The sequence below is a fragment of the Cryobacterium frigoriphilum genome, from assembly GCF_004403305.1.
In the GTDB taxonomy this organism is placed as follows: domain Bacteria; phylum Actinomycetota; class Actinomycetes; order Actinomycetales; family Microbacteriaceae; genus Cryobacterium; species Cryobacterium frigoriphilum.
Map to the genome: position 1 here is coordinate 104,153 of NZ_SOHE01000078.1, position 6,297 is coordinate 110,449.

5 protein-coding genes are annotated in these 6,297 nt (G+C 69.9%); all 5 read right to left on the bottom strand.

The window, feature by feature from the left end; genetic code table 11:
• Positions 1-72: 72 nt before the first annotated feature.
• Positions 73-1,161 (bottom strand): PEP/pyruvate-binding domain-containing protein, encoded by a 1,089-nt coding sequence (locus E3T55_RS17975; protein WP_134520912.1) that lies wholly within the window; start codon positions 1,159-1,161, stop codon positions 73-75.
• On the bottom strand, positions 1,158-2,447 hold the full coding sequence (locus E3T55_RS17980) for a cytochrome P450 (protein WP_241993135.1): 1,290 nt from the start codon (positions 2,445-2,447) through the stop codon (positions 1,158-1,160). Before E3T55_RS17980 ends, E3T55_RS17975 begins: the two co-directional genes overlap by 4 nt.
• Positions 2,448-2,594: 147 nt before the next feature.
• Positions 2,595-3,419, bottom strand: a complete 825-nt coding sequence (locus E3T55_RS17985; RefSeq protein WP_241993136.1) for an IclR family transcriptional regulator — start codon at positions 3,417-3,419, stop codon at positions 2,595-2,597.
• 427 nt (positions 3,420-3,846) lie between these two features.
• Positions 3,847-5,463: a polyamine ABC transporter ATP-binding protein gene (locus E3T55_RS17990; RefSeq protein WP_166791830.1), complete on the bottom strand. Its 1,617-nt coding sequence runs from the start codon at positions 5,461-5,463 to the stop codon at positions 3,847-3,849.
• A 49-nt stretch (positions 5,464-5,512) separates the two neighbouring features.
• Positions 5,513-6,297, bottom strand: a 785-nt coding sequence (locus E3T55_RS17995; RefSeq protein ID WP_134520914.1) for an ABC transporter permease, incomplete at its 5' end; no start/stop codon positions are given.

The following is a 6,297-nucleotide window of genomic DNA, read 5'->3' on the forward strand; positions in this document are numbered from 1 at the left end:
TGTCGGGGTGCAGCGGGGGTGCAGCAGGGGGTGCAGCAGGGGGTGCAGCGGTGGGGCTGAAGCAGGCGCGGGTCAGGCCTTACCGGCCTGAATCAGCAGGGAGCGGGTGATGCTCTCGATGCCGAACTGCCCCGTGACGGCGGCGGCCGGGGCGGCATCCGCTGTCGAACCGGACGAGTGCACCGTTTCGGGGCGGGACTGCAGCAACAGCAGGTTGGCGCCGTCCGGCAGGTCGCGGTCCAGGGCCCACTCGATGTCCTGCGGGCACCTGAAGTGCTTCTCGGCCTTCTTGGCGATGGTCGCGATCGCGGTGATCTCGCTCTCGCTGATCGAGAGCACAGCGCGGCGCGCGGCCGAAACCTCGAGTTCGACCAGGCCCGCGTTGGCCGGGTCGGGCACGAGTTCGGCGTGTTTGCTGCCGATCACGCGCTTGACAACCATGAGCATGATCTTGTCGACGGTGACGTTGTCGGGGGTGACGAGTCCGGAGACGACGAGTTCACCGAGGCCGTAGGAGGCCTCGATGACGATCTTTGAGCGGTCGCCGGTGGTGGGATCCATGGTGATGGCGACCCCGGCGGCGCGGGCGTTGACCATCTTCTGCACGGCGACGGCCATCGAGAGCCCCTCGTTGGGGATGTTGTTCTTCAGCCGGTAGGTGATCGCCCGGGAGGTGAACAGTGAGGCCCAGCAGCGACGGATGTGCTCGGTGACGTCCTCGATGCCGTTCAGCCAGAGGTAGGTGTCCTGCTGGCCGGCGAAGCTCGCGTCCGGCAGGTCTTCGGCGGTCGCCGAGGAGCGCACGGCCACCGGCACCGGCTCGCCGAAGCGAGCCTGCAGCGCGTGATAGGCGGCAACGAAGTCGGCGCGCACGTCGGCGGGAACCGGGCGGCTCTCGATCTCGAAGCGCAGCTGGGCCGAGACCCGGTCGACCTCGACGACATCGTCGGCGTCGAGGTCGGCGAGCAGGGTGTGAATGTCGTGTTCGATGCCGGCGGCGGCGATGAAGGCATCGTAGGAGGCCGTGGTGATGGCGAAGCCGGGCGGCACCGGCATGCCGGCCTGGGTGAGGGCGACGAGTGAGGCGCACTTGCCGCCCAGAAGCTCGTGATTCGGGGCCTCGGCGCCATCGAAGAACTGGATATAGGGCGTGGTGGTCACTTCTGGTCTCCCCAGGTAACGGGCACCGAGGTGGGCGCCCTGAACGACAGGTTGTCTGCGAACACGATGGCGGCGGCGTCGATCAGGCGCAGCCCGGGGGCGGCCTTGAGGGTCTCTTCGACGACGATCTTGTCCTGCATTTTGGCGAGCATGTTGCCGAGGCAGTAGTGGATGCCGAAGCCGAACGACAGGTGGTTGCGGGCGTTGACCCGGTTGATGTCGAAGGTTTCGGGCTGCTCGAAGGTGCCAGGGTCACGGTTGGCGGAGCCCATCAGCAGCAGGATGTTCGAGCCGGCCGCAATGGCGACGCCGCCGATCTGGGTGTCGACGAGAGCCTTGCGGCGCCAGCCGACGATGCTCGGCGAGAACCGCAGCGTCTCGTCGATCGCGGCCGGGATGCCGCTCGGGTCGTCGATCAGCTGCTGCCACTGGGCGGGGTGGGCGAGCAGCTCGCGGATGGTGTTGGAGATGAGCGTCGTGGTGGTCTCGTGGCCGGCGAAGAGCAGGCTATAACAGACCGAGGCGATCTCGTGGTCGGAGATCTCCGAGCCCGTGGACTGCGCCTGCACGAGATCGAAGACGAGGTTGTCGCCGTTGGTACCGGCGGCGAGCTGCTCGTGCGCGTTCGACACCAGGCGCAGGCACTCGGTCCAGTAGTCCACGAGGTTGTGGGCGTGCGGGATCTGTTCCTCGTCACTGAGGTCGCCCCATGTCATCGCGGCACGGGAGTCCGACCACTTCTTGTAGGTCGAGACCATCTCCGGGCCGACGCCGAGCAGTCCGAGGATCGTGATCGTGGGGATGTCCACGGCGACGTCGGTCAGAAAATCACCGCGGGCATCCGGATGCGCCAGCATCTGCCTGAGCAGTCGCGCGGTGTTCTCGCGGATGGTGGGTTCGAGCTTCTTGTAGCGGCGAGGCGTGAATTCCTTTTGCACGATGGCGCGCATGCGGGTGTGCTCAGGGGGGATGCGCGCGCTGAGGCCGGAGTAGGCGGTGAAGCCGCCGTCGTTCATGATCTTCGTGGCGGCGGCGCCGCGGGCCCGCACCGGTGCCTGGGCATTCTCACTGCTGAAGACCTGCCAGTTGTCGAAAACGGCCTTGACGTCGTCGTAACGGGAGACGACGAAGTAGCCGATCTCCGCGTTGAACATGACCGGTTCGTTCTCGCGCAGGGCGGCGTACGAGGGGAACGGGTTCGTCATGGCGAACGGGGCGTAGCCGTGGTGTGTGGCGGCTTCTGGAAGGACGGCATCGGGGGCAGCGGATGCGGGGGCGTGGGCCACGGGGCATCCGCTTCGTTCCGGGGCGGCCACGGCGGCCGGCGGCGCGGGCCGCGCTGATGCGGGCCGAACGATAACGGGTTGAGCGTTCACGATTGCTCCTTGTTCTGCGTCCTCGTCGCTGAGGTCTCGCGAGGTCTATCTAAGGGTTCAGCGTTGCCCTGTGGTGGCGGCTGTCCCACTGGATGGAAGTGGCTTGGGTTCGGAGCTCGCTGTGGCCGGCAGGTGTGCGATCCCGCCCTGCAGGCGCTGGGCGGTGCCGAGCAGGGTCGGCAGGTAGCGCTCGAGCTGGTGCATCCGCCCGATCTGCAGCACGATGCCGAGCCCGCCGAAGATGCGACCGTCGGGCTGGAAGACGGGCACGGCGAGCGAGCAGGAGCCGAGGCGCACCTCTTCCGAGGCGAGTGCGAAGCCGCGAGCGCGAACCTTGCCTAGTTCGCGGCGCAGTTCGGCGGGGTCGGTCATGGTCTGCGGGGTACGCGGGTCGAGAGGTCCGTCGAGAATGGCGCCCTGCACCCAGTCCTGTTCGAAGGCGAGGATGGCCCGGCCGACCGCGGTCGCGTGCAGCGGCAGCCGCCCGCCGACCCGGCTGGCCTGAGGCACCCGGCGGCTGCCGTAGACCCGATCGATGTAGAGCACCTCGGCGCCGTCCCGAATGGCGAAGTGCACGGTCTCCTGCGTGAGCCCGAAGAGGTCCTGCAGGTAGGGGCGCACGACGTCACGCAGCTTGCGGCCGGCGTGTTGGCCGAGCTCCCAGAGGCGCAGGCCGATCTGGTAGCGGCCCTGGGCATCCCGTTGCACGGCACCCCACGTTTCGAGTTCACCCAGCAGCCGGTGCGCGGTGCTCTGTGGCAGTCCGCTGGCCTGCGTGATCTGTGCGAGGGTCCGGGATGCCGGGCTGTCTTCGAAAGCCGCCAGAATGCTGAGCACCCGGCTCGTCACCGACTGGCCCGGAGCCGACGTATGACCTGCCACGGCTGCCTCGACTCACGGATCGTCTCCCGAAGCCTCGGGAGACCCCCACTCTAGAGTCGGGACAGGTGCTGCGGGAGGGTCTTAGGTCCCGCAGAGTGCCCCCACTCGCCCGCCCGCCGCCTCCCGCGCGATCGCAGTGTGCCTCTCGCTCACGAGGAGCCCCGGAACGCCCAGTGAAGCACCCCCTCTCCCGAATGGTTCCCTCGCGCCCACCCCAAGGGGCCATTTTTGGCTTCTCGTGCAGAACGGATGCGGTTCACGGGGCCATCTCTGGCGTCTCGTTCACGAGAAGCCAGAAAGTGCCCCTTGCCCGTCACTGCTCCTGTTTCGAGCGAAGATGAGGTCGCCGTCGGGGCGGGCAGCGACGCGCGGTGAACCGGGGCCTGGGCGGCAGGCAATCTCGTCACCAGGACGGAACAGCGTCACCTCAGACGAACGACTCCGCCACCTCGTCCGAGTACGGGTACGCCAGGGCCGGGCGACGGATGCTCACGCGCACCCGGTCACCCCGCTGCGGCAGGTCAGGTGCCGCCACCCGCGCCCGAATGGTCGTGCCGTCGGCGAGCTCGACACTCACGAGGGCGTCGTGGCCGGCGTAGGCAATCGCGGTCACGGTGGCGACGACGGGCTCGGCACCGGCGGGGGCCTGACCGAGGCCGGCCAGCTGCCGCGCGCGCGGGCGTGAGTGGATCAGCGAGACCGAGGTCGCGGCCGCACTCGAGGTCGCCGCTGCACTCGATGGCGCGGATGCACTCGATGGCGCGGTTGACAGCGGCCCCGAGGCGAGCTCCGCCGCGGAAACTGGCGCGGCGGATGGTGCGGCCGGATCGAGGACGGCCGCATCGAGGAGGTCCGGGACAACCAGGTCCGGGACAACCAGATCCGGGACAACGAGGTCCGGGTCGAGGACGGCCGCGGCAGCCTGCGCGGCGGACTGCTCGGTCGCTGACGACTGGCGCCCTGGCACCGAGCCCGGCGCGATCACGCGGGTGATGGCGGGCGACAGGTGCAGCCATTCCGGGCGCAGCATGAGGCGCACCGGGGTGCCATCGGCCGGCACACGATCGCCCGGCAGCGTGCCATCGACCGCTGCCACCGCGTCGTCGGCCGCCGAACCGACGTAGGCCCGAGCCGGCACCACGCCGAGCGCGCAGTCGACCCGGCCCGTCGCGGCGGCGGCAATCTCGGTGCCGGTGCCCACCCAGCGACCGTCGAGCTCGACGGTGTCGCCGACGAAGCCCGCGACCCAGCGACTGACCGGGTGCTCGTAGACCTCGGCCGGGGTGCCCCACTGCAGCAGGCGTCCACCGCGCATCACCGCGACGTAGTCGGCGAGCGACAGCGCCTCCTCCTGATCGTGGGTGACGAGCAGGCTCGTACTGTTCTGGTCGCGCAGCAGGGCCGCGACCTCGATGCGCAGCGCCGCGCGCAGCAGCGGGTCGAGGGCCGCGAACGGCTCGTCGAGCAGCATCAGGTCGGGGCGGGCGGCGAGCGCCCTGGCCAGCGACACCCGCTGCGCCTGGCCGCCGGAGAGCTGAGCCGGCGAACGGTCGACGAGGCCGGTCAGCCCCACCAGCACGGCGAGGTCGACGATGCGGGCGGCCCGGGCGGCCTTGCCTCCGGTGCGGCTGCCGCGCGGCAGGCCGAAGCCGATGTTCTCGCCCACCGTCAGGTGGGGAAAGAGTGAGGCGTCTTGCGGCACCCAGCCCATGCCACGCTTCTCCGGGGCGAGCTGCACGGTCGGACTGCTGACGACGCGGGTCCCCACCCGAATGGTTCCACTCGACGCGGGAAGCAGGCCGGCGACCGCGCGCAGCAGGGTCGTTTTGCCGCATCCGCTCGGGCCGAGAACGGCCACCAGGCTACCGCGCGGAATTCCAAAGCTGACGCCCTCGAGCACGCTCGTGTCACCGTACGAGACCTGCAGACCGTCGATCGTGACCCAGTCGGCGGCGGGCGGCGCGGCGGCGGCGCGGGCCGCGGCGTTTCGGGCGACGGATGCCGCCTGCCGCTCGGCCGGCCCCTCACTGGTTCGCGTGTTCACAAGGCGCCTGTTCTGTCGAGGATTCTGGAGGGATTCTGGAGGGAAACGGTCACTGCTGTTCCTTCGCCACGCCGCGGATGCCCGACAGCAGTACCGTGGGTACCGCCGCGAGCAGCACGAGGGCCGCCGCATAGGGCGCCGCGGCGCCGAACTCGAAGACCGCGGTGCGGCTCCACAGCTCGGTGGCCAGCGTGGACACCCCGGTCGGGCGCAGCAACAGTGTCGCGGGCAATTCTTTCATGACCGAGATGGCTACGAGCAGGGTGCCGATGGCGATTCCGGGCAGCGCGAGGCGGGCGGTGACCTTCCACCAGGTTTGGAGCGGCGAATAGCCGAGCATGCGCGAGACGTCGGTGAGGCTGCCGGGCACCGCGGCGATGCCGCTGCGCATGCTGCCGATCGCGCGCGGCATGAACAACACGACGTAGGCGAAGACGAGCACGGCCGAGGTTTGGTAGAGCGCAGGAACCGCGGCGAGGGCGAAGAAAACGAGCGAGAGGCCCACGACGATGCCGGGCAGGGCGTGGCCGAGAAAGCCGACCGCCTCGATAGCGGCGACCAGCCGGCCCCGGTAGCGGGCGGCGAGGGCGGCAATCGGCAGCGCGACGAGGGCGGTGATCAGCGCAGCCCCGAGCGCGAGGGCGAGCGTTGCACCGATCGCCTCGAACAGGCGCGGCACGTCGATCGCGCGCAGGGTGGCCGCCTCGACGAGTCGGTTGCCGAGCCCGAGCACGGGAACGAGGATTCCGGTGGCCGGGGCCAGCAGCAGCACGGCGAGCGCCGGCCCGAGCCAGCGCCCCGCACGCCGCGCCGGGGTGGTGCTGCGGCCGCCGG